Source organism: Candidatus Poriferisocius sp. (assembly GCF_965219775.1).
Classification (GTDB): domain Bacteria; phylum Actinomycetota; class Acidimicrobiia; order Acidimicrobiales; family Bin134; genus Poriferisocius.
The window spans coordinates 350,521-372,462 of the sequence record NZ_OZ244793.1 but is presented as its reverse complement, the minus strand read 5'-3'; the positions used below and the strand labels follow the sequence as shown (position 1 = coordinate 372,462).

The 21,942-nt window shown below is 64.8% G+C and carries 23 protein-coding genes and 1 tRNA gene; 2 read left to right on the top strand and 22 right to left on the bottom strand.

Annotated elements, in window-relative coordinates:
* Nucleotides 1–24 precede the first annotated feature (24 nt).
* Both ACOQPQ_RS01725 and ACOQPQ_RS01720 read right to left on the bottom strand, forming a co-directional pair.
* A complete protein-coding gene (locus ACOQPQ_RS01725; protein ID WP_420637714.1) occupies nt 25–1,569 on the bottom strand; it encodes an AMP-binding protein in 1,545 nt (514 codons plus the stop codon).
* A 300-nt stretch (nt 1,570–1,869) separates the two neighbouring features.
* Nucleotides 1,870–3,189 (bottom strand): ABC transporter substrate-binding protein, encoded by a 1,320-nt coding sequence (locus ACOQPQ_RS01720; protein ID WP_420637713.1) that lies wholly within the window; start codon nt 3,187–3,189, stop codon nt 1,870–1,872.
* 208 nt (nt 3,190–3,397) lie between these two features.
* Here ACOQPQ_RS01720 and ACOQPQ_RS01715 point away from each other — a divergent pair, with 208 nt between their 5' ends.
* Nucleotides 3,398–4,189, top strand: coding sequence for an enoyl-CoA hydratase/isomerase family protein (locus ACOQPQ_RS01715; RefSeq protein WP_420637712.1), 792 nt, complete (start codon nt 3,398–3,400; stop codon nt 4,187–4,189).
* Between the two features lie 324 nt (nt 4,190–4,513).
* Here ACOQPQ_RS01715 and ACOQPQ_RS01710 read toward each other — a convergent pair whose 3' ends face one another.
* From ACOQPQ_RS01710 to ACOQPQ_RS01635, 16 genes are all read right to left on the bottom strand, one after another.
* Complete coding sequence (locus tag ACOQPQ_RS01710) at nt 4,514–4,885, bottom strand: metal-sulfur cluster assembly factor (protein ID WP_420637711.1); 372 nt, start codon at nt 4,883–4,885, stop codon at nt 4,514–4,516.
* Nucleotides 4,882–5,946 carry an amidohydrolase family protein gene (locus tag ACOQPQ_RS01705; protein ID WP_420637710.1) on the bottom strand — a complete coding sequence of 355 codons (1,065 nt, stop codon included), beginning with the start codon at nt 5,944–5,946 and terminating at the stop codon, nt 4,882–4,884. Before ACOQPQ_RS01705 ends, ACOQPQ_RS01710 begins: the two co-directional genes overlap by 4 nt.
* A gap of 39 nt (nt 5,947–5,985) precedes the next feature.
* The gene (locus ACOQPQ_RS01700; RefSeq protein ID WP_420637709.1) at nt 5,986–7,122 is read right to left on the bottom strand and encodes a thiolase family protein; all 1,137 of its coding nucleotides are present in this window, start codon (nt 7,120–7,122) and stop codon (nt 5,986–5,988) included.
* Nucleotides 7,119–7,559 carry a Zn-ribbon domain-containing OB-fold protein gene (locus tag ACOQPQ_RS01695; protein ID WP_420637708.1) on the bottom strand — a complete coding sequence of 147 codons (441 nt, stop codon included), beginning with the start codon at nt 7,557–7,559 and terminating at the stop codon, nt 7,119–7,121. The genes ACOQPQ_RS01700 and ACOQPQ_RS01695 overlap by 4 nt, the downstream gene beginning before the upstream one ends.
* Nucleotides 7,556–7,972, bottom strand: coding sequence for a nuclear transport factor 2 family protein (locus tag ACOQPQ_RS01690; RefSeq protein WP_420637707.1), 417 nt, complete (start codon nt 7,970–7,972; stop codon nt 7,556–7,558). Before ACOQPQ_RS01690 ends, ACOQPQ_RS01695 begins: the two co-directional genes overlap by 4 nt.
* Nucleotides 7,973–8,001: 29 nt before the next feature.
* Nucleotides 8,002–9,156 carry an o-succinylbenzoate synthase gene (gene menC / locus ACOQPQ_RS01685; RefSeq protein ID WP_420637706.1) on the bottom strand — a complete coding sequence of 385 codons (1,155 nt, stop codon included), beginning with the start codon at nt 9,154–9,156 and terminating at the stop codon, nt 8,002–8,004.
* Nucleotides 9,156–10,223: a branched-chain amino acid ABC transporter permease gene (locus ACOQPQ_RS01680; RefSeq protein ID WP_420637705.1), complete on the bottom strand. Its 1,068-nt coding sequence runs from the start codon at nt 10,221–10,223 to the stop codon at nt 9,156–9,158. Before ACOQPQ_RS01680 ends, menC begins: the two co-directional genes overlap by 1 nt.
* Entirely contained in the window at nt 10,220–11,107 is an 888-nt protein-coding gene (locus ACOQPQ_RS01675; protein WP_420637704.1) for a branched-chain amino acid ABC transporter permease, read from the bottom strand. Before ACOQPQ_RS01675 ends, ACOQPQ_RS01680 begins: the two co-directional genes overlap by 4 nt.
* Nucleotide 11,108: 1 nt before the next feature.
* Nucleotides 11,109–11,816, bottom strand: coding sequence for an ABC transporter ATP-binding protein (locus ACOQPQ_RS01670; RefSeq protein ID WP_420637703.1), 708 nt, complete (start codon nt 11,814–11,816; stop codon nt 11,109–11,111).
* Nucleotides 11,813–12,616 carry an ABC transporter ATP-binding protein gene (locus ACOQPQ_RS01665; RefSeq protein ID WP_420640344.1) on the bottom strand — a complete coding sequence of 268 codons (804 nt, stop codon included), beginning with the start codon at nt 12,614–12,616 and terminating at the stop codon, nt 11,813–11,815. The genes ACOQPQ_RS01670 and ACOQPQ_RS01665 overlap by 4 nt, the downstream gene beginning before the upstream one ends.
* Nucleotides 12,617–12,633: 17 nt before the next feature.
* Complete coding sequence (locus ACOQPQ_RS01660; RefSeq protein WP_420637702.1) at nt 12,634–13,116, bottom strand: pyridoxamine 5'-phosphate oxidase family protein; 483 nt, start codon at nt 13,114–13,116, stop codon at nt 12,634–12,636.
* A 2-nt stretch (nt 13,117–13,118) separates the two neighbouring features.
* Nucleotides 13,119–14,807 carry an AMP-binding protein gene (locus tag ACOQPQ_RS01655; RefSeq protein WP_420637701.1) on the bottom strand — a complete coding sequence of 563 codons (1,689 nt, stop codon included), beginning with the start codon at nt 14,805–14,807 and terminating at the stop codon, nt 13,119–13,121.
* 124 nt (nt 14,808–14,931) lie between these two features.
* Nucleotides 14,932–15,816: a helix-turn-helix transcriptional regulator gene (locus ACOQPQ_RS01650; protein ID WP_420637700.1), complete on the bottom strand. Its 885-nt coding sequence runs from the start codon at nt 15,814–15,816 to the stop codon at nt 14,932–14,934.
* 216 nt (nt 15,817–16,032) lie between these two features.
* Nucleotides 16,033–16,117 (bottom strand) — tRNA-Leu (locus tag ACOQPQ_RS01645).
* Nucleotides 16,118–16,221: 104 nt separating this feature from the next.
* Entirely contained in the window at nt 16,222–17,103 is an 882-nt protein-coding gene (locus tag ACOQPQ_RS01640) for a YceI family protein (RefSeq protein WP_420637699.1), read from the bottom strand.
* A gap of 53 nt (nt 17,104–17,156) precedes the next feature.
* Nucleotides 17,157–17,621, bottom strand: a complete 465-nt coding sequence (locus ACOQPQ_RS01635; protein WP_420637698.1) for an adenylyltransferase/cytidyltransferase family protein — start codon at nt 17,619–17,621, stop codon at nt 17,157–17,159.
* Nucleotides 17,622–17,738: 117 nt separating this feature from the next.
* Here ACOQPQ_RS01635 and ACOQPQ_RS01630 point away from each other — a divergent pair, with 117 nt between their 5' ends.
* A complete protein-coding gene (locus ACOQPQ_RS01630; protein WP_420637697.1) occupies nt 17,739–18,476 on the top strand; it encodes an SDR family NAD(P)-dependent oxidoreductase in 738 nt (245 codons plus the stop codon).
* Nucleotides 18,477–18,539: 63 nt separating this feature from the next.
* Here the strand turns inward: ACOQPQ_RS01630 and ACOQPQ_RS01625 are convergent, their stop codons facing one another.
* The 4 genes from ACOQPQ_RS01625 to ACOQPQ_RS01610 all read right to left on the bottom strand — a co-directional run bounded on the left by ACOQPQ_RS01625 (nt 18,540) and on the right by ACOQPQ_RS01610 (nt 21,932).
* Entirely contained in the window at nt 18,540–19,646 is a 1,107-nt protein-coding gene (locus tag ACOQPQ_RS01625) for an acyl-CoA dehydrogenase family protein (protein WP_420637696.1), read from the bottom strand.
* Nucleotides 19,647–19,683: 37 nt separating this feature from the next.
* Nucleotides 19,684–19,917 (bottom strand): preprotein translocase subunit SecG, encoded by a 234-nt coding sequence (gene secG, locus ACOQPQ_RS01620; protein WP_420637695.1) that lies wholly within the window; start codon nt 19,915–19,917, stop codon nt 19,684–19,686.
* A gap of 100 nt (nt 19,918–20,017) precedes the next feature.
* A complete protein-coding gene (tpiA, locus tag ACOQPQ_RS01615) occupies nt 20,018–20,794 on the bottom strand; it encodes a triose-phosphate isomerase (RefSeq protein WP_420637694.1) in 777 nt (258 codons plus the stop codon).
* Complete coding sequence (locus ACOQPQ_RS01610) at nt 20,787–21,932, bottom strand: phosphoglycerate kinase (RefSeq protein ID WP_420640343.1); 1,146 nt, start codon at nt 21,930–21,932, stop codon at nt 20,787–20,789. Before ACOQPQ_RS01610 ends, tpiA begins: the two co-directional genes overlap by 8 nt.
* Nucleotides 21,933–21,942 lie beyond the last annotated feature (10 nt).

Below are 21,942 nucleotides of genomic sequence, written 5' to 3'. Positions count from 1 at the left end.
CGCTGAGACGCAGCGCGACAGGGCTCAGACGGCATGGTCGTGCCCCTCCCAGTAATGGTCGCGAATCTCACGCTTGAGCACCTTGCCGGGTCCGCTGCGCGGCAGTGCCTCCCAGACGTCCACCGATTTCGGCGCCTTCACCGACCCGAGCCGTTCCTTGCACGCTCCGATCACGGCCTCCTCGGCCACGCGAGAGCCAGGGCGAACCTCGATGACGGCCTTCACAGCTTCACCCCACTTCGGATCGGGGACACCGACGACGGCTACATCGACTACCCCGTCGAGCTGATGGATCACCTGTTCGACTTCAGTCGGATACACGTTGAACCCGCCGGTAATGATCATGTCCTTCTTGCGGTCGACGACGTAGACATAGCCCTCCTCATCACAGACCCCGACATCGCCAGTCAGGTGCCATCCGTTGCGCCGCACTGCTGCGGTCGAATCGGGGTCATTGAAGTAACCAGGGCTGACGCCCTGTCCCCTCAGTGCGATCTCACCCCGCTCGCCGCAGGCGCACGGGCTGCCATTGTCATCGAGAATCGCAAGGCTGGTGAACGCCGTTGGGCGACCACAGCTCGCCAGCCGCTCCGGGTCCTGGCGCAAAGCGTCGGAATGCTCGGGTGCAGTGAGGATCGTGGCGAAGGGGTGCTCACTTTGGCCGTAGACCTCGGCCATCACCGGGCCGAAGACATCAATGGCCTCCCGAAGCTTCTCGGTGGCCATGGGTGCTGCCGCGTAGACGAAAGCACGCAGGGACGAATAATCATATTCGCGGACTTTCTGGTGGGCGAGGAGCTTGTAGATCGCAGTTGGCGGGAAGAATAGGTGAGTGACCTTGCGTCCTTCTATAGCATTGAGCACCGCCTCGGGATCGACGCCGTCGAGCATGTGAACCGTGGCTCCCGTCGCCAGGAAGCCAAGTGTCATGATGCCGGCGCCGTGGGTAATGGGCGCCGAGACCAGGTACACCGCGTGATCACAGCCGGGAAGGGCTGTGAGCTGGTTCGCCACCAAGGCCTCGAGGTTTGCGTTCGTCAGCATCACGGACTTTGCAGGCCCGGTGGTACCCCCCGTTGGGAGTAGGTACGCCAGGTCCTCGGGTGCATGAGGCAGCGAATCGGTCGTCTGGCCGACGCCAATGGCATCGCCAGACCAACGCTCCGCGGTGTCGTGTGTGTCGATCGTGATGATGTGGTTCAGCGTGCTGACCGCGTCGCTGAGTTGGCGGGCCTGCGCCTCGTAGCGGCTGTGGTAGTAGAGGATCTCGCACCCAGTCGACTCGAGCACTGCGGCATTGTCGGCCACGGCATTGGCCGTATTGACGGCGACATAAGTGCAGCCAGCTCTTGCGATCCCGAGTATGGCGATGAGCGCCGAGGGATGGTTAGGGCTGTAGACGCCGACCTTGGCGGTCGGCGTCGCCCCGGTGCCCGCGAGCTCACGAGCGACACCGTGTGTTGCGCGTGTCACCTCCCCGTAGGTCAGCGACTGATGATCTGTCGTGAGACATGCGCTCCCTCTGCCGGCGAGCATCGCGCCGCGGTCAAGGTAGTCACAAGGTCGCATCTCAGCCTCCTACATTTGACGGGGTCAGCGTTAGGCGCGGCTCGCTACTCGTGAGCGCGTAGGCGGAGCCAATCCATCTGCCGACGACGCCAGTTCCGACCTCGTTCAATGGCCGCGCAACGAACTCGCGGGCACCCTGGCCAGGCCATCGGCGCGGCGGCTCACTTTGGTCACGCTCGGGTCCGTTGCGTTCTCCGTGATCGGTCGATCCACGGCTGTTCCCTTCCGCGGTCAAGCAGGGCTGGACTCGTGGGACAGCAGGGAGGGGGCCGCCGCGACTTTCACGCGGAGCACGTGCCCCTATTCGAGCAACTGCCAGGACTCGCCTTCGAACTGGATCAGCTTCAGCTCCTCGATCGGGAAGTGATCTGTCCGCGTCGTGTTCAAAGTAATCCCGGGTAGGACGGTGTCAAGCTGGACTCCGTCAAGGCCGAGCGCGGCATCCAACACCGAGGAGCGGGTCGGCTCAGAGTTCTCCAATACGCTGACGGTGGCCTGTGCCTGGGCGAAGCCCCAGACGGCAAATCCGTCGTTGGGATCAATGCCAGCGTCGTTCATGACCGCCTGGTACAGCTCCATACCTGCATCGCCCTCCCAGGTCGGGTCGGACGCGTCCTTGAGGTAAGAAGCCGAGACCAGCCCCTGAGCGTTTTCGAGGCCCGCAGGTTCGAGCACCGAACCCACACCATTGGACACGAAGGTCAGATACTGGGCCTCCAGCTCCCATCCGAGCTCCGCCGAACGGCGGATTGCCTGGCTCGCGTGCGAGGCGGTTGTCACGATCATGAACGTGTCTGCGCCAGAGCTAGCCAGCCGGCTCACCTGAGCGTCCACCGAAGGCTCGGTGTTCTCGAACACTTCACTCGCCACGAGCTCGATGCCCGTTCCCTCAATCGCAGTCTCGAAGCCTTCCAGGAAGTCCGTCCCCGCGTCGATGTTGACGTACAGGAGCGCTGCCTTGGCGTCGGGATTCGTGTCCTTGAGGTACTGCACGAAGGTGCCAGCTTCGGAGATGTGCGTGGGGTTGAAGGCCACGGTCCAGGGGAACTCCTCGTAGTCAGCGCCGAACGTTGAAGCTCCGGAACCGGAGAATAGCTGCGGTACACACTCCTCATTGAGGAACTCGCGAATCGAGAGGTTGGCGGCTGTTCCGACCGCTCCTGCAACGATGAAGACCTCATCTTGTTCGACAAGTCGTCGTGCGTTGGTCAGAGCATTTGCTGCCTCTGCCGCATCGTCGAGCCCGATGAAGTCAATTGTCCGGGTGACACCGTCGGCCATCGTGACGCCACCGAACTCGTCGTTGAGGTAGTCGTAGTAAGCCTCCTGTGCGAGCTGGGTCACACCAACGGCAGCAGCGTTCCCTGATAGAGGAGCGGTCGAGCCGACCTTCACGCTCGTGTCGGTCACTCCAGTGGACACGGCCCCGCAATCATCTCCTGCTGCGCTGTCAGACCCCGTCGTAGCGTCTTCGGCATCGCCTTCGTCACCGGACGCCTCGTCCTCAGGTTCGGGCGCTGCCGTGTCGTCGGCCGGCTCACTAGCGCCGGCACCTGAGCTCGACGCGTTGCTGTCATCGTCGTCCCCGCATGCGGCTGCGACCAAGGACAGCAGGATCATGAGGGCCAAGAGCCGCAGCAACAATGCACCGGACCCCTTCCTGGCGGACTTCCGAGCTGACATGGGTTCTCCCTCTCTTGACTCCGCCGGGACGGATGCCCGGCTCAATGCGAGCCAACCAAAGGGAGGGAGCACCCTGCCAGTGGAGGTCGATCCTATGAATAGCGCTACCAGGCACGCAGGCGCGGAATGTCATAAGAACTGAACGATGGACAACGCAAGTGTACTCGTGCAGGCCCGCCACGGTGACGACCACGTCGTCGAGATCGTGATCAACCGCCCTGAGGAACTGAACACCCTCAACAATGACTTAGCGTCAGAGGTGATTGACGCATGCCGGACTGTGCGAGCGGACGAAGACGTGTGGGTCGTCCTATTGCGGGCGTCTGGTGAGCGTGCGTTTTGTGCCGGTGCGGACTTGAAGGAACGCAACTCGATGACTCCAGACCAGTGGTGGGAGCAGCGGGCGTTGTTCCGGGCCATGTATGCGGAACTCCGCAATATCCCGCAGCCGCTGGTGGCAGCCGTGCAGGGCTACGCTCTCGGCGGCGGCACGGAGCTAGCCATCAGTGCAGACATAGTTCTAGCGTCGGCCAGCGCGGTGTTCGGCCTGACCGAACCGCGGCTTGGCATTATCCCGGGCGGTGGCGGCACTCAATTGCTCCCTCGGCTGGTGGGCCTGGCGCGAGCAAAGCATCTGCTCCTGACTGGGACGCGGTTCAGCGCCGAGGAAGCGTTGCGATGGGGCCTAGTTGCGGAGGTCGTCGACTTCGGCGCTCTCGACGCGACCACCGATGCGTATGTGAGCGACCTATTGGCGTGTAGCCCAGTCTCGACGAGAGCGATCAAACGCGCCGTACACGAAGGTGCTGACGTGGCGCTCGTGGACGCGATGGGTATCGAGAACGAGGCCTACGAGCGGGTTTTGGAGTCCGATGACCGGTTGGAGGGAATCGCAGCGTTCAACGAACGACGCCAGCCTGCGTGGAGCGGACACTGACCGGCTCCTCGGAGCCACCCCAGACCGCAACTTGGTTGCCGCCAGTCCGGCGCCGTGCCTCTCTACTTGCCTGATCCAGCGCTTGACGGCAGTGGATGCGGACCTGCGGTCCGGCGTCGAGCAGGCCAGCTCCCAAGAACCGCCGGGACTACATTGTTCGACGGACGAGCATCTGGCTCCCAGAGCGGGTTCAAGACCGAATGGTGGGGCTCAGTCAAACCGCTCGCATCCAGGGCTCGGCCCCTTGAGCGCGCCGGCCAGCCCTCTTCCATGCGCACCGGGCCTGCGCCTTCGTTCCGCCATTGCAGAATCTCCGATAGTCCACTACCCATAAAGGGGTCGCACGGGCTCGCCCGCAGTCTCGGTGCGCCGTTGTTTCAGCCGGACGAGCGCAGCCGGTTCGATGTCGGCCTCGGTCCATGTCAGCTCATCGCTGATCCGTACTCTCACCGAGGAGACACCAGGCAATTGGGCCACCCTGTCCTCCACCTCTGTCGCGAAGATCGGAGCGAACAGACACTGCGGAGCGGTCACCCTCAACGTCACTGTGGCAGCACCACACTCATCGACGGCGATGTACTCGACCAACCCCATTTCCACGAGACTCAACGGTGTTCCAGCCGATTGGCTACAGGGGTCCATGACGTCGTGCAAGACCCTTCGGACCTGCTCTACGGTTTCGGATGGTGCGCTCATGCCGCTTGCCGCAGTGCGCTCCAGGGCGCGGCGAGCTTCCCGAGGCCGGTGAACTGGTCGTCGATTGCATTCACTCGGTCGGCGAGATCGAACCCGTGCATCCGTGCGAAGTTCTCACCGAGAATTTTGGCCTTGCGCTCCATGGTGAGCTCAGGATAGCCGTACCCCTGCACCAGGTGTTCAGGCATCACAAAGGCCGCAAGTGCCTCAACCATAGGGCGCGGATGGGCTGCCATGGCGCCGGTGGCCCAGATGATCTGATCTTCGGCGCCTGAGCGCAGTAGGGGGCCAATGATGTGCGCAAAGCGTTCGGGTGCCAGCCCAGCAAAGGCGGACGGCCCTTCGAGGTTGATGTAGACGTTCGAGAAGTTCTGTGCGAGCATCACCGTCTCCTCGACGAAGGCCCAGCCGCCGTGGACGATCTCGAAGTTGAGGTTCTTGAAGCTCAGGATGGCGCGTTCGAGGTCATCCAGCTTGAAGGGTTCGATGGGGCTGGGACCGAAGATCCATGCCTTGTGGATCGCGACTGTCTTGATCCCTCGATCGACTGCATGTTGCAGGATAGGGAATGTGATCTCTTCGTCATCGAGCCGAAGGCGGGTAACCTTCCCTTCCCAGACGTCGTTCGGATAGAGCTTGAGCCCGAGGATGCCCGTGTTCTCCAGCTGCTCATCGATCCGATCGATGGCGTTGGCCGTGTCGTAGGGTCGGACTGCGCCATAGAACAAGAACCGCTGTGAGGCGATTTCGGCTGCTGCCTCACCGATTGACATCGGTGAGCCCCCGTCGTTGACGAACCCAAATAGCGGGACCTCGTGATAGACAGCCAGATCTGTCTGGCTTTCCGCGAACAGACAGTTCACGAGCGTCTCCGGGCTGCAGGTGCGCAGGAACTCGTCCTTGGTCATGACAAAGTCGGTCCCGAGCGGCGAGATCATCTCGTGGATGTGTGGGTAGACAATCTCGCGGAACTTCTCGCCCACTCGTGTTGACCGAAAGTTGCTGATATCCCAGTTGTATCCGTGTGCGACGCCGTCGATGACATACATTCCGTCGATCATGGGTCTTCTCTCCATGTGCTGTTGGCGTGTTTCATTAGCTCATTTCGTCAGGATGTGAACGGAGCACGCCCCGCCCTCGATCCCTGTGACACCGCCCCCGAGCGCATGGGCTAGACCGACCCTTGCGTTCGGGACCTGCCGGTCTCCGGCCTCGCCCAGGAGCTGCCAGAAGATCTCAGCGATCTGAGCGGTTCCGGTGGCCCCGAGCGGGTGTCCCTTGGCGAGCAGGCCTCCCGAGGGTGAAACGGCCACGTCGCCGTCGATTTCCGATCGTCCATCTGCAGCGAAGCGGGCGCCTTCGCCGCGGGCACAAAAGCCAAGATCCTCGTAGTGGACGATCTCTGCGATGGAGAAGGGGTCGTGCGTCTCACAGACGTCTACGTCCTGTGGACCGATGCCGGCCGCCTTGTACGCGTCGCGGGCCGCACGTTCGCTCATCTCGGACACGATGTCGCTGATCCCGTACTTCGTGCGGAGCCCGCTGTTGATGACTGACGCTGCGAGCTTTGCGTGTCGGCCGTCGAACTCCTTCAGTAACCGCTCCGAGACCATGACGACGGCCGCGGCCCCGTCGGAGACCGGACAGCACATCAGGCGCCTCAGCGGTTCGGCTATGAGCGGGGAGTCGAGGACTTCATCGAGGCTGTGCGGTCTCGCGGCGGGGACTCTTGGGTTGAGCGAAGCGTTTCTGGAGTTCTTGACGCTCACAGCGGCCAATTGCTCGGCTGTAGCCCCGTACGTTTGCATATAGAGCTGGGCCATCATGGCAAACGCGGCCGGGAGGACGCGGCCTTGGCTGGATTCGAGGTCCTGGGCAACAACGGGCAGAAAGCCGCCGCCCCCTGTCAGCTTCTCTGCTCCCATGGCGATGCCGACATCTGCCTGACCCGCCATGATCATGGATGCCACAACGGCAGTAGCTTGGCCACCGCTCGCGCATGCGTTCTCGACGTTGATGATGGGGATGCCGGTGAGGCCCATGTCACCCAGAACCCGTTGACCGAAGCTCGGGCCCTGATACACGTGGCCGACAGCCGCGACGTCTACGCGGTCTGGATCGACACCGGCATCGGACAACGCGGCCCAAACTGCCTCTCGTCCTAGGGCAAAAGGCGAGGTGTCGGGCGCCTTCCCGAAATCGGTCATGCCTACACCGACGACGTGAACGGAGGTCACGCCTGGCCTCCTTCAGTAGTGGGCTTGAACTTGGGGCCGAAGACTGCGTCACCATCTTCGTCGGTTCTGATCACGCCAACGACGAACTCAACCGGCTGGCCGAGGGTCAACGCAGCCGAGTCCCAGTCCTCAAGTTGCGCGATGCAAGTCGGGCCTTCCTCGAGCTCAATGTTCGCCAGCGCATAGGGCGACGCGAACCCGGGTAAGCCGCGCTGGATCACGCTGAAAGACACAATCCGTCCGCGCCCACTCAAGGCGACGGATTCCGCTTTGCCCTGGAGCACCTCGGTCGGGCAATCCTTGACCGGGGGGTAGAAAGTGTTGCCACAGCTTGGACACCGCGAGCCAAGAAGGCGCGGCATCTCCCCCGAGCTGTCGACGAGCCCGTCCCAGATCCACTTCGTAGGCATCTGTGCCACGTTCTTGGCAGCAGTCATGAAACCGCGGGCCCGGCTGTGTCGGCATGAGCGGTCTTGCGGAGTTCAGCGTCAACCGCTGGGTCGTACCACTCACGGAACAACTCGATGCCTGCGGGCCCCACTCGGAGAATCGCGCAGTAGCGGTTGTGGTAGCGGCGCCGCTCTGCGTTGGCTTCCATCTCACTCTTGAACTCGGCGAAGACTTCTTGCGAGTCTGCGAAGTGCCTGAACGTCAGACCCGTGAAGGCAATCGGGGTCTTGGCTGCGAACGCCTTGACAAAGTAGTGCTCTATGTCCGCCCGGCCCACCACTCGTTCAGGTGCGCCATCGGGCGCGAACGGGAACTCGATGACGGCATCAGGCGCAAGCAGGGCGCCCACCTGGGTGGCATCTCGGCTCATGAGTGCGTCCAGAAACGCCTCGAACGCCACCTGGGGGTCGTTGGCTGGGGGCGGTGGGGTCATTGCCGGCCTCCTTTTCTTGCCTGGTTCGACACGTACTTCGTTGCCGTAGTCAGAACCTCGAGCATCTTCGGATTCGGTTCGATGCCAATCCCTGGCCCGGGGGGAATCTCAACCGCCCCCTCGACGACGTCGAATGGCTCGACGATGTCGGTCGTGAAGTAACGGGTGGGCGGGATGGTGTCGCCTGGCAACGTGCAGTTGGGGAGACGAGCCAACGCAAGATTGGCGCTGAGTCCGAGACCCGTCTCGAGGTGGCCGCCGACCCAAACCGGGACATCGTGACGCTGGCATACGTCGTGGGTGCGGATGGCTTCGAGGTACCCCCCGACTTGAGCAGGCTTGATGTTCACGATCGAGCAAGCACCCACTTCGATTGCCTGGCGGGCAGCGGTCGCAGACGTAATCGTCTCGTCGAGGCAGATGGGGGTCTCGAGTTTCTCAGCCAACCGCGCGTGGGCAAGGAGATCGTCGGGTGAAAACGGCTGCTCGAGCATCACCAGGCCGAGTTCGTCAATGGCCCGAAAGCAATCGGTGTCATCGCTGTGGTATGCACCGTTGGCGTCGGCCTCGAGCGCAGCGTCAGGCCCGAGATGGGCCCGGAGATGTCGGAGTGGCTCGATGTCGAACCCTGGCATGATCTTGAGCTTCACACGCGCGAATCCCGCGTCGAGGTGACCGCGAGCGATCTCGGCCAGCTCATCGAGATCGTCGTTGCGGCCGAGGGTGACCCCACAGGGAACAGGGGATGCATCCACGTCGAGGAACTTGGTCAGCGATAGCCCGTCTGCACGGAGTGCAGCGTCGAGCACCGCCATTTCCAATGCACTCTTGACGGTGTTGTGCCCGGCGATGTCGGCGAGTACGACGCCGACCTGCTCTGGCGTCAGCCGCTCTCGCGAGAATAGCCCAGGGATTGCGAAATGCTCGAGCACCAACTCAGCGCCGTCGATGAACTCCGAGGAGTAGGTTGGGGCTCCGAGGGCGAGGCACTCCCCCCAGCCGTGGGCGCCCTCGGTGTCCACCCGTAGCACCAGCAGTTCTCGCTCGTACAACGTTTCGTACGAGGCCACGAACGGGGCCACGAACGGCAGGCGCACCCGCCGTAGCTCGATTCCTCGGATCTTCACATCTGGCAGATGGGAGCGGCTCATCACGGTGTGCCCTCTTTTGCCGGCTCGTCTGTGGGTACCTCCGTGGTCTCAGCGCGGTCGGCGCCCGCAGGACCGACTGCGACGGGATGGCGCACTACGACGACCCTCGAGACTTGCCGCTTCACGAAACCTGTCGCCCCGGCGGGGAAGAAGATCATCACGACAATCAGAACGACACCGAAGAGCACTCCGGCAAATGCGTCATTGACATCGGAAGCCCAGACGGGAAGAAACTCGATGAACGAGGCGCCGAGGATTGCGCCGGGTATGGCGACGCTGCCGCCGACGACCAACGCAGCCAGGAGCTCGATCGAAATGAGCAGGCCAAAACTGTCGGCGGCCACGAACCCGACAGCGATGGTGAAGAGCCCGCCTGCCACGCCGGCGAAGCCTGCGCTGGTCGCGAAGGCCAGGGACTTGAGGCGAGCGACGTTCACGCCCATGGTCTCGGCGACGAGCTCGGAATGGCGCAAAGCATTGAGCGAACGGCCGACGCTGCTCTTGATAATGTTGTGCGCAAGGACGAACATGACGACGGCAACGGCGACGGTGATGGAGAAGATCCAGGTGTCGTCGCTCATACCCGACCACGACGGGGCGTCGGGTTGGGACGCGAGTTTGCCTTGATTGCCGCCCGTGAGCCCGTCGTAGCGTTTGATGAGGGGCACGATGATGATCGCGAAAGCCATGGTGACCAGGGCGAGGTAGAGCCCCTTCAGTCTGAGCGCGGGCAAGCCGAGAGCAAGGCCGATGACGAACGAGATGCCGGCGCCAACTGGGAGCGTCAGAAGATGGTTCCAGCCGTGGTCTGATACAAGGATGGCCGTGGTGTATGCACCGATCGCGAAGAACGCGTTCTGAGCCAGGGAAATCTGACCTCCGAGGCTTGTGACCAGCGCCAAGCCGATGACGGCGACAGCGGCACCGATCGCCAGAGTCATCTGGAACAGCCTGAACGACGGCAGGGCGTTGGGGATCCAGATGACGAGTGCAGTCAATGCAACGCCCATGGCTGCAATGAGGTAGCGATGTATGGCGCTGCCACGGGTGATGACTTTGGGCTTCATACTCGAGCCACCTCCGCGCTTCCGAAGAGCCCGTTCGGACGAACGAGCAGGACGACGATGATGAGTGCGAGTGCGACGCCGATTTTGAGGTCCCCGCCGACGAAGTCGATGTAAGTGCTCGCCAGGTTCTCCGCTACTCCGACCGTCAGGCCGCCCACCACGGCACCGATCGGGCTGTCGAGTCCTCCGAGGATTGCGGCGGCGAACGAGTAGATGAGAACACCGAACATAACGCTCGGAGATAGGAACAAACGTGGAGTGACGAGCACGCCTGCGATCGCACCGAAGGCTGCCGCGAGGCCCCACCCGATCATGAGCATGCGGGTCACGCTGACGCCGCACAACTCCGCGGACTCCGGATTGTCCACCGCCCCGCGCATCGCCAGGCCGACTCGGCTGCGCTGCAGCAGCAGCGTCAAGAGGGCGACTTCCGCTATGAGCACAAGGACCGTCCCCAGCGCCAGTGCTGTGACGCGGACGTCGTCCAACGACAAGACCCGGTCCCCGAACACGCTTGGCACGACCTGGCCCTGATAGGTCCATTGCCAGCCCGCGATGTTGTTGATGATGAAGAAGATACCGAGTGTCACCATGATCTGCGTGAGGTGATCGGCGCCTTCGACCGGGCGGATAACGGTGGCCTGTATTGCAGCTCCAGCGACAAACGACAGCAGCACCGTGACGAACAGTGCTAGGAGGATTCCGACGCCCCATTCAGTGAGCTGCCACGCGATGTAGGTGGAGAACATCGCCATCTCGCCCTGCGCGAAGTTGATGATGCCTGTCGAGCGGTAGATCATGACCAGCGCCAGCGCCAGCGAGCCGTATATGGCACCGGAGGCAAGACCGTCGACAACCTGTTGAAAGAACAAGGTGAAGTCCATCTCAGACCCCCAGATAGGCGCGTCGGATCGAGTCGTCCGAGCTGACGCTTTCGGCAAGACCCTCCACGACGATCTTGCCTGACTCCAGGACGTACGCGTAGTTCGCGATCTGGAGCGCGAGGTTGGCGTTCTGCTCGACGATGAGCATGGTGGTGCCTACGTCGTCATTGAGCGATCTGAGCAGCCGGAAGAGATCCTGGGTGATCGTGGGTGCCAAGCCAAGAGAGGGTTCATCGAGCAGCAGCAACTGCGGCTGCATCATGAGCGCACGTGCGAAGGCAAGCATCTGTTGTTCACCGCCGCTGAGGCTGCCAGCCTTCTGCGTTCGGCGCTCCCCCAACACCGGAAAGAACCCGTACCACCGATTCAGCTCAGCATCGAGCCCTGCCGCGCTCCGGGAGTGAGCTCCGATCTTGAGGTTGTCTTCGACGCTGAGGTTCGGGAAAGTCCCACGGCCCTGGGGTACGTGGGCGATCCCGGCCCGAACGAACGATGCCGGCTTGCCCGAGAGCGCGGCTCCCTTGAAGGTGATCTCACCACGGTCCGGCGATATCATCCCTGACAGCGCTCTGAGGGTTGTTGTCTTCCCGGCGCCGTTGGCACCCAGCATGACCACGATCTCGCCCTCCGGGACCTCTAGGGACAGCCCATGGAGCACCGACACCGGCCCGTAGCCGGCATGCAGGTCTTTGACTACTAGCAGACTCATAACTCGTCACCTCCCAGATAGGCGCTTACAACTTTCGGATCCTGCGAGACTGCGGCTGGAGCCCCGTCTGCGATCTTCTGACCCAGGTCGAGCACGACCACGTGTTGGCAGATGGACATCACCATTCCCATGTGATGCTCGACGAGAAGCACGGTGAGGTCGAAGTCATCCCGGATACCGACGATGGTCTCGGCAAGCTCCTCGACTTCGGAGTGCGTGAGACCATTGGCGGGCTCATCGAGTAGGAGGAGATCGGGCTTCGTCATCAAGGCTCGCGCCAGCTCGATGCGCTTCTGTGTGCCGAACGGAACATCGCTCACGATCGCGTCTCTGATCTCGAGGAGGCCGAGCCGCTGAAGGATCTCGTCCGCTTCATGGATCAGGCGACGCTCCTCTGCACGGACAGAGCGAGTGCGCAATGCCGCGGTGAGCATGTTTGTGCTTGTGCGATGCGTGGCCCCCAGCAGCACGTTCTCCAACGTGCTCAAGTCGGTTAGCAGACCCAGGTTTTGGAAGGTCCTCGCGATTCCGACCTCTGTTATCTGATGGCGCCGTCGGGCCAGGAGGTCGAGCCCGTCATACGTGATCGACCCGTGGTCTGGCACGTAGATGCGCGTAACGCAGTTGAAGAGCGTGGTCTTCCCTGCACCATTGGGTCCGATCAGACCGCAGATCTCGCCTCGTTCGACATCGAAAGTTGGGCCAGCCAACGCGACCACCCCACCAAAGCTCAGACGGACATCGTTGATCTTGAGCAACGGATCGCCGGACAAGCCACCAGTCATCTGCTGTTCTCGCAGTTCAGGCTCCGTCGTCACTATGCGCCATCCTCTGGAGCCACGCCGCCGGTCCCGTAGGAGGTCGTCATGCCCTCCACCCACGGCCCCACCCCGCCGACCTGGTCGACTGTGACCCTGACCAGCGCTTGAGGCGGCGAATCGGGGGCCCGCAGGTCGGTCAGCGGGAGGTCAGGTACACCTAGGTACTTCTGGGACATGACGTCCATGAAGTCGGCCGCCAGACTTTGGTCATCAACGACTTGCGCGGTGCCTCGCAGCAGCAAGTGTTGGGTCAACCCGGCGTGGTTGGTCTCGTCGTCCTCGATGGAGATGATTACGCTGGGATTCGAACGTAGGTTCTTCACCTTCGGGAGCCAACTTCCGCTCGAATACAACACTTGATCGTCGTCGCGACCGACCCATACGAGCGACAGTTGTGGTGCGCCGCTGGGGTACAGGGTAACGACATGTGCTGGACGCGCCTTGTCGATGACCCGCTTTGCGCTATCCGGAAGCGTCATGACTAGCCGACCTCCTGATGCTCGGGCATGTAGCCAGCCGCAGTCACGCGTCCTGGCGATCTGTCGAGTCGAGTCGCACGTCGACCGGCAACCTGTGCATCCCACGCACGAGGGAGGATGTCCATTTTGACAAGCTGCGCCTTGTTCACACGACCCGTCTGAGTGGTGGGCACCTCCGCAGTGACATACACGTACCGTGGGACCATGAAATGGGGTAGACGTCTATCGCACTGATCGAACACCAGCTCTGCCGTCATCTCGCGATCCCCCGAGGGCACGACAACGGCGAGAATCTCGTCCTCGCTCAATTCCGCGGGTACTGCAACTACAGCCGCATGCTCCACGCCGGCAAGCGAGAGGATGGCCTGCTCTACCTCAAAAGACGAGACGTTCTCGCCCTTGTGGCGAATCACGTCTCGTTGACGATCGACGAAGTAGAGATACCCGTCGCCGTCCTGGCGGGCCAGATCGCCCGTATGCCACCAAAGGCCTCGCATGGCTTCCACCGACGCTTCGGGGTTGTCGAGGTAACCGGCACACATGATGTGTGGCAGCTCCGGCCGGTAGCAGATCTCGCCGACCTCTCCCAGCGGTACGGGCGCATTGCTCTCGTCGAGGAGCGCGATCCGGCCGCCAGGAGTCGGTTGCCCGAAGGAGCCCGGGCGCCGGTCGCCGTACGGGTTGGCAGCGATCATGCCGAGCTCGGTCGTGCCGAAGGCTTCGATGATGTGGCCGCCGAACCGTCTTTCGAACCGCATGAGTATGTCCGCCGGTACCGGCGCGCCCATCATTACGCGGACGTTGTGGTTGCGATCTTGCTCAGTCGGCGGTGCAGCCAGGAGAACATGTGCCATCGTGGACAGGAGGTTGAACTGGGTCGCACCCGCAGCACGAATCTCGTCCCAGAACGTCGTTGCGCTGAACCGGGGAGAGATCGCCACCGAAGCCCCGACAGTCATTGCGGCGACGACGCTGGTCAACTGTGCGTTGCCGTGAAAGAGCGGCAGGACCGTGAACAGGGTGTCCTGCGACGTGAGCCGCTGAACCGCGGCGGACGTTGCACCCATGTGGAGGTGGTGTCCATGAGGTGCCACGACCCCCTTGCTACGGCCAGTGGTTCCCGACGTGAACAGGATTGAGGCCACGTCCCCCGTCGAAGCCGGCGGGGCGGTGAATCGGGAGCGTGACCGCGAAATCCAGTCGCTCCAGACCTCTCTCCGCAGCGATCTCCGGATGCCAGGAGGTAGGTCGGCAATTGGTTCGACGCTGCTTGCGTTCTCCACGACGACGACGTGTTCGAGATCGTCGAGCCCATCTACGGACGCCGCCAGCGCCGGGAGGAAGGCCCGGTCGATGATGATCGCCCTACTCCTGGTCAGCCCTAGGACCCACTCAAGGTGGTCCTTCTTGTAGGACGTATTGACCGGGACGTGTATATGGCCGCCTCGTGCAATGCCGAACCAGGCGTCGAGGAAGGTAAGAGAATTGGGCAGCATGGTCGCAACCCGGTCGCCGGGCAGCAGACCATTTGCGCTCAACGCCGAGGCGACAAGGTTCGCCGACCGGTCCAGTTCTTCGTACGTCCGGGCGTCGTCGCCGCACGTCGCGAACGGCTCGTCAGCCAGTTGGTCGGCTCGCACCCTCAGCAGCTCGCCGAGCGTCCCCTCGACCTGACTTGCATCCGTCGCCACGTGTCCTCGTCCCCGTAGGCGGCTTCCATTCCGCCCTCAGTGAAGAACGAGTTGCCTGACAGGACCAGAGCGGCAACATCCTAGGAGTCACGCTAACACCCAAGGCCCGAGTGGCCGACCTACGTCATCCGACGACACCTTCCGGCGAGGCGAACTCCTCGGGATAGCCCCTCTCCGAGGAATCCAGCTCGGCCAAAAGAGAGTGCACGAGAGCTTCCGTCTCGTCGTCGGCTGGGGCCCAGATAATCAAGCGGGGGAATCGGGCGTCATGCGAACGCAGGGCGAGCACCTCGAAGGTGAGATTTCCGGCCGGATGGTGCACCCGGCGTACCTCCGGCTCCCGCCAGGCGACCTCTTGGGCCGCCCACATTTCACCAAACTCGGGGGACAGATCGTGAAGTTCGGCAACCAACTCGTTCGCCACGCTCCAGTCCGCAACCTCGGCGTACGCAGCGCGGAACTGGCCGACGGCTGTTCTGGCGACGTGCTCCCAATCAGGGATGAGGTCGTGTATTGCTGAGGTTTGGAACAACAGCCAGAGCATGTTCCGGCGGTCGGGCGGTAGCTCCGCATAGGCGGGGCCCAAGACCGCCACGACAGCCCGATTCCACGCGAGGTAGAACCACCAGCAGTCCATGATTGCGGCCGGGGCCGGCAACATGTTGATCATCCGATGCATCGAGGCCTCGGGCCACTCGGCAGGCAGGTCGCTTACGATCTCCGGGTGTGCGAGTTCCAGGACGTACCGGCGCTCGGCGGGCGTCAGTGCGTACACGCGCGCCAAGCTGTCGATCACCTGCACCGACGGGGTGACGTCTCGGCTCTGCTCAAGCCAGGTATACCAGCTTGTGCTGACCCCAACCAGCACCGCCACCTCTTCGCGGCGCAACCCTGGCGTCCGCCTGCGACCGGAATGGGCAAGTCCAAAGTCGTCGGGGCTCAGCGTAGCTCGACGCTGCCTTAGGAATTTCGCAAGTGCTTGGTGCCGTCCCTGCACCGACTTACCCATTGACCCCCTCCAGCACGATCTCAAGACTAGCGGCTCAAAGCGTTGGTGCTGGGACGTCGGGTTCGGACGCTTGTGACGGGTCGGGTTTGGTAGGGGTGTTGTCCGGTTGCAAAGAGGATTCGGAGTCGGTAGTTGGTGAGCCGTTGGAAGCCTTGGGTGTCCCCCCACACCATCCCCCACCCAGCTACTTTGCGAAGAGCCAGCTCTCGCGCTACGTGTCGGAGGGGGGACTTGAACCCCCACGCCCGTATTGGGCACTAGCCCCTCAAGCTAGCGCGTCTGCCAATTCCGCCACTCCGACGTGGGCGCCGTGCGTTTGGCGCAGAGAGCACCCTAGCGCGCCCGGCTCCCGATGCACGACGGGATTGCCCTCCACCACCCACAGCCGGTGGACGGGTGCCGGGATCAGGGCGTACGGGTGAAAAACAGTTGCATCTCGATGGTGCCGTGGTCCTCGGCCGACAAGACGATGGGCACCCGGGGCACACTTACGTCGTAGTCGGCGAACACCACTTCCGTGGAGCCCACCACCACCACGGTGTCGTCCACCAACTGGGCCTGCAGGGCCACCTCGACGGGCCGGGTGATGCCCTTGACGGTGAGTTCACCGACGGCGGTGGCCGACACCGGCTCCCCCGAAGCGGGATCGTCGCCCAGGTCGATGGGCTCGGTGAGCTCGAATACGGCTATGGGGAACTCCCTGGTGTTCAACGCCCCCTGAACCGGACGGTCGCGGCGGGCATCGTCGGTGGTGATGGCCGACATGTCCGCTTCCACCCTCACTGCGGTCACCGTCTCGCCGTCGATGGTGATGGAGCCGCTCACCTCCGGCGTGCGGCCCACCGCGGTGGTGGCACCGATGCCGGCCAGCTCTTCGTCCACTCGGAAGCCGATGAAGGTGCCGGTGGAATCCTCGTAGGTGAACTCCCCGATGGACGTGTCCACCGTCCACACGCCGCTCACCCCGTCGGGCGCCTGGGCATCGGGGGGATCGGCCACCGGTTCCTCGGGGTCGGTCGTTGCCGGGGCGTCGGTGGCTGGTTGCGCGGCGGCGGGCTCGCCGTCGGTGGGTTCGGCGTCGGTCGGCTCCGAGGGGGCCTCCGAGGTCACCGGGGTGGCGTCCTCGTCGTCCCCGGCGATGCTGGACGCGGCGGCCTCCAGGTCGACCGCGGGCGGGGCATCGTCCCTGGTGAACCACCAGATGCCGACCGCGGCCAGCACGACCACCACCACGAGCACCGCCAGCGTGACCCACAGGATGCGGCGTCGCCGTTGAGCTGGGAGCATGGTGGGACAGTACTCGCCCCGGCGGCCCCCGACCGTGGCGGCGGCAGGGCTGTTCAGGCGGGGTCGTCGGCCAGGCCGAGTTCTTCGATGAGCCGGCTGGAGGAGTCGCGCTTAGTGGTGCCGCCCACGTCGAAGCGCATTTCGATGCCGTGGCGGGCGCACACCTCGGCCTCGGGCACGGCCGCGCTGGTGTCGCGGTCTCCCCCGTTGCCGAAGATGATGCGGCGGTCGGAATGGCGCTCGGCCACCAACTCCAGGGTTCGGCACACGGTGGCGTCGTCGTCCACGGCAACCATGGCGTGATCCACCGCTCGAAGGGCCGACACGATGCGCAGTCGATCCTGCTCGTCGAGGATCACCTTGCCCTTCTTCATGATCTGCTGGGCGTTGTTGTTCACGATCACCAACAGCTCGTCGCCCAGCGACGCGCCCCCTTCGATCATGTCCAGGTGCCCGCAGTGCAGCGGGCTGAAATACCCGCTGATGACCACCAGGGTGGGTTGCGTGCCTGCTGCCACCGCCTCGACGCTATTCGACGCTGCCGGTGACCATGAAGGTCGAACGGGCAGGGAAGACCAAACGAGTAGGGTCCAATGCGTGGGGACTCCCCCACCACTCTCGGAGGTGGCAGGCTGATGTTCAAGCTCGACGGTCGGATCGCACTGGTCACCGGTGCGGGACAGAACGTGGGTACCGGGATCGCCGAGGCCTTGGCCTCCCGGGGCGCCCGTGTGCTGGTGAACGACATCGACGAGGCCCGAGCCGGCGCCGTGGCCCAGCGGATTCGGGACTCGGGGCACGCGGCCGACCCGTTGGCGTTCGACGTGACCGATGGGGAGGCGGTGCGGGCCGCCATCGGCGAGCGGCCCGTCGACATCCTGGTGAACAATGCGGGCAACGCCGGGGCCGAGACCATGCGGGTGGCGCCGTTCGCCGACACCGAACCGGCCGACTGGATCGGCACCCTGGCGGTGAACCTGGGCGGCGTGATGCACTGCACCCACACCGTGTTGCCCGGCATGATCGAGCGGGGCTGGGGGCGGGTTATCGGCATCGTGTCGGGGGCGGGCACCGTGGGGGTGGACATCGGGGTGGCGGCCTACTCGGCGGGCAAGGGGGGCGCGGCGGGCCTGTTGCGGTCGGTGGCCCTGGAGGTGGCCCGCACCGGGGTGACGGTGAACTCGATTGCGTTGGGGCTGATGGCCAACACCGAGGGCGGGGACCACACCGCCCGCCTGGCCCGGAGCATCCCCACCGGGCGGCTGGGCACCCCCGCCGACGTGGGCGCCCTGTGTGCCTACCTGGCCTCCGAGGAGGCCTCCTGGATGACGGCGCAGACCATCCCCCTGGCGGGCGGGGCCATCACGAGCTGACCTGGTCCGCTCCGGCGGCGAGGCCGGGCGGGAGCCGAGGTTGCCGCCCGGGGGGCCACAGCCTCAGCGGGGTTCACGGGGCAGACCGAGCACCCGGTCGCCCAGGATGTTCCGCATCACCTCGGAGGTGCCGCCGGCGATGGTGTAGGAGGGGGCGTACAGCACGCCGGTGGTCCACGGGCTCTCGAGCATGGCAGCCGGTCCCAACTGGGCCGCCGCGAACCAGGCCACCCGCTGCTGGTGTTCGGTGCAGAACGCCTTGGTGGCCGCGCTGAATCCGTCCGGGGCCTGGCCCAACGCCTCCCGATACACCAACAGCCGACCCACCCGGAACTCGGCCTCCAGGGCGGCGATCTGCTGGCGGACCCGGGGGTCGGCGCGGTCGGCCCGGGAGCAGGCCTCCACGAACAGGGCCCGGTTGGACACCAGCCGGTCGATGCCGCCCCGCTCGTGGGCGAGCTGGACCATGGTTTGGCGGAAGGCGTCGCCCTCCACCCCCACCAGGTGGTCGGCGGGCACCCGCACACCGGTGAAGTAGATCTCGCAGAAGTGGCGGTTGGCGATCATGTCGGTGATCGGGCGGACCTCGATGCCGGGAAGATCCATGGGCACGATGATCTCGCTCACGCCGCGGTGGGGCAGGCCGGAGTCATTGGTGCGGCAGATCAGGTAGCAGTAGTCGGCCAGGTGGCCGAAGCTGGTCCAGATCTTCTGGCCGTCGATCACGAAGTGATCCCCGTCGCGCACCGCCCGGGTGGCAATCGACGCCAGATCGGAACCGGCATCGGGCTCGCTCATGCCGATGCACCAGGTGTCGTCACCGGACAGCATCCCCGGCAGGAACGCCGTCCGCTGCTGCTCGGTGCCGTAGGCGATCAGCGAGGGGCCCATCTGGCGGTCGGCGAACCACATGGCGGCCACCGGCGCCCCGGCGCTGATCATCTCCTCGGCCACGATCAGCCGCTCGATGGCGGGCCGGGCCTGCCCCCCGTACTCGGTGGGCCACCCCATGCCGATCCAGCCCTCGTCGGCCATCACCCGGGCGAACTCCTTGGAGTAGCCGTTGATCCACGAGTCGTTGTGGCGCCCGAATGCGGCCACCCCGTCGGCGGCCACCGCCCGCGCCCGGTCGCGCAGCGCCAGCAACTCCGGGCTGAGTGCGAAATCCAACCGACTGCCAGAGGCGGGGGCCAGCAGCGGGCGGCTGCTAGCTGGAGTCCAGCAACAGGGCCAGCGCCAGGGTGCAGAAGGCGAAGATCAAGGCGGCCACGATGGTCAGCCGGTCGAGGTTCTTCTCGATCACTGTCGACCCGGCCGCCTGCGTGCCGAAGCCGCCGCCGAACATGTCGGACAGGCCACCACCCCGACCGCTGTGCAACAGCACGAGGAACAACAGCCCCAACGCGGAAATCACGTCGATCACCACCAGCGCAATGGTCACAGCCGACCATGCTACCCACTGGGTACGCCCTTTGGCCCACCCGCCGACGGACGGGCCGACGGCCACGCCACAGGACGCACCGACGGCCACGCCGCTCGGGCTATTGCATCCGGAAGCGGACGATCCGGGAGAAGCTGTCGGCCTCCAGCGACGCCCCGCCCACCAGGGCGCCGTCGATGTCGGGCTGGGCCATGAGCTCGGCCACGTTGACGGGCTTGACCGACCCTCCGTACTGGATGCGCACCCCGTCGGCCGCGGCGGGGCCGAAGTCGGCCCGCACCCGCTCCCGGATGACCGAGCAGCCCGACTGGGCGTCGGCCGGGGTGGCGGTGCGACCGGTGCCGATGGCCCACACCGGCTCGTAGGCGATGACCATGGCAGCCACCTGATCCCGCTTCAGGCCGGCCAGCCCGGCTTGCACCTGGGCGTTCAGGCGGGCCTCGGTCCGGTCGGCCTCCCGCTCCTCCAGGGTCTCCCCGCAGCACATGATCGGGGTCATGCCCGCCCCCAGGATGGCCTTGAGGCGTCGGTTCACGTTCTCGTCGGTCTCCCCGAACAGTTGGCGGCGCTCGGAGTGGCCCGCGATCACGTAGCTCACCGCCAGCCTGGCCAGCATGGTGGGCGACACCTCCCCGGTGAACGCCCCCTTGTCGTCCCAGTGGCAGTGCTGGGCCCCCAGGGCGATGGGGATGCCGTCGGCGTCCAGCACGGTCTGGGCCGACCGCAGGTTGGTGAACGGCGGATGGATGGACACGTCGGCTTCGGCGTAGTCGGCCCGGTCGAGGGCGTAGGAGAGCTTCTGGATGAGCTGGATGGCCTCCAGGTGGTTCAGGTGCATCTTCCAGTTGCCGCTGATCAACGGCTTTCGCTCAGCCATGGTGTTCCTCCTGTTGTAGGGGTGCCGACTGTTGTGGGGGAGCCGATTCCCGCAGCGCCCGCAGGCCGGGCAGGTCGCCCCTTTCGATCAGCTCCAACGATGCCCCGCCCCCGGTGGACACGTGGTCGATCTCCCGGTCCAGACCGAACTGTCGGACCGCGGCCGCGCTGTCGCCCCCGCCCACCACGGTGAAGGCCCGGCTGTCGGCCAGGGCCTGGGCCACCACCTTGGTGCCGGCGGCGAACCGGGGATCCTCGAACAGCCCCATGGGGCCGTTCCACAACACGGTGCCGGCCTCGGCGATGAGGTCGCTGAACTCGGCGGCGGAGCCGGGGCCGATGTCGAGACCCCGCCAGTCGGGGCGCAAGTTCACCCCGGCCTGAACCACCCGCTCCCCCGGTGCCAGTGCGGTGATGTCGGAGGGGAGCCGGATGGCCGCCCCCGAGTCCAACAACCGGGCGCAGGCCTCGATCTGGTCGACTTGCAGCAGCGATTCGCCCACCTCGTGGCCGGACGCGGCCAGGAAGGTGAAGCACATGCCCCCGCCGATCACCACCTCGTCGGCGATGTCCAACAGGGCCCCGATCACGCCGAGCTTGTCGCTCACTTTGGCCCCGCCCAACACGGCCACGAACGGCTGCTTGGGTTTGGCGCGCAGCCCCAGCAGCACCTCGGCCTCTCTGGCCAGGAGCCTCCCCGCCGCGCCGGGCCGGTACCGCGGCGGCCCCACGATGGAGGCATGGGCCCGGTGCGACGCCCCGAAGGCATCGTTCACGTAGCCGTCGCAGCCCTCGATCAACTGCTGCACCAGCCGGTCGTCGTTGGCGGTCTCCCCCGGATCGAAGCGAAGGTTCTCCAGCAGCTCCACGCCGGGGGCCACCTGTGCCAGGCGGGCCCGGACCGGGGCCAGCGAGTACCGGGGCTCGGGCCGGCCGTCGGGGCGGCCCAGGTGACTGCACGCCACCACCGAGGCACCGCCCTCGGTGAGCCACCGAATGGTGGGCAACGCGGCAGTGACGCGGAAGTCGTCGGCAATCCGGCCCGCGGCGTCGAGGGGTACGTTGAAATCGGCCCGCAGCAGGATGCGACGGCCGTCCAGGCCGCCGAGGGACTCCCGCAGCGTCTCCAGCGTGGGCAGCACTCCGGTG